This is a genomic window from Oleiphilus sp. HI0067, assembly GCF_001635735.1.
The window spans coordinates 1-1,150 of the sequence record NZ_LWFI01001548.1 but is presented as its reverse complement, the minus strand read 5'-3'; the positions used below and the strand labels follow the sequence as shown (position 1 = coordinate 1,150).

The following is a 1,150-nucleotide window of genomic DNA, read 5'->3' as shown; positions in this document are numbered from 1 at the left end:
GCAACTCCGGTAGCATCGGTACGACATGATCTGGAAAATATACCGATGTCGCGCGCTTGTTCGCTTCATGATCTAAGGGGCTATCAACATTAACGTAATGACTAACGTCTGCAATCGCGACATATAGACGCCAACCACCTTCGTCGCGGCGCTCGCAATACACAGCGTCGTCAAAGTCTCGTGCGTCTTCACCGTCGATAGTAACTAAAGGAAGATCCCTTAAATCAATGCGTCCAGATTTATCGGCCTCGCTAACCTCTGGTGTAAACGATTCAATCTGAGCGATTAAATCTTCCGGCCATTCATGAGGAATATTATAAGAACGAATCGCTACCTCGATCTCCATACCCGGTGCTAAGTGATCCCCGAGCACTTCGGTAACTTCACCCGTCGCGTGTTCTCGTTTAGATGGCTGATGCAAGATTTTAGCAACAACATATTGCCCATGCTTCGCACCTAAGGTGTCTTCTTGAGCAACCACAACCTGTTGAGTCTCTCGAACACTTTCGACTTCAACAAAACACAAACCACTTTCAAAGAAAATGCGCCCAACAACATCTTTTGTATTGCGTTCAATGACCTCCATGATCACAGCATGACCGCGACCTTTCGCATCAACGTGATCAACCCGAACAAGCACTCTGTCACCGTCAAACACACTTTGCATTTGTTTCGCTGACAACAGTAGATCATCCCCGCCTTTCTCGAGTTTCACAAAGCCAAAACCATCGCGATGCCCTATGACGATTCCTTTCAAGAAATCGACTCGAGCGGCTGGCTGATATTGCTGTCGACGATTACAAACTAACTGACCATCACGGCTCATCGCGATCAAACGACGACGTAAGGCTTCAAAACCCTCGGGATCTGAGATTTCAAGAACATGAGCAATTTGCGGATGTGTTAATGCTTCGCCACTTTGCTCAAGCAAATCTAAGATATGCTCTCTGCTCGCAATAGGCTGCGCATACTTTTCGGCTTCTTTCGCCGCATGAGGGTCATGTTTCGATTGGGAAGGAGGATTTTGCGACTTATTTGGGTCGGATTTTGACATTCAATTGTTCAACGCTATGGATATAGCGCCAATTATAGTCTTTCTATCTCGTCAGTGCGATGAGTTAAAACAGCCTTATCGAACACTCACTGCAAA

1 protein-coding gene is annotated in these 1,150 nt (G+C 46.4%); it reads right to left on the bottom strand.

The features are described from left to right. The coding region (locus A3739_RS25310; protein WP_156502827.1) for an RNB domain-containing ribonuclease at positions 1–1,054 on the bottom strand (1,054 nt) is incomplete at its 3' end. Positions 1,055–1,150: the final 96 nt, after the last annotated feature.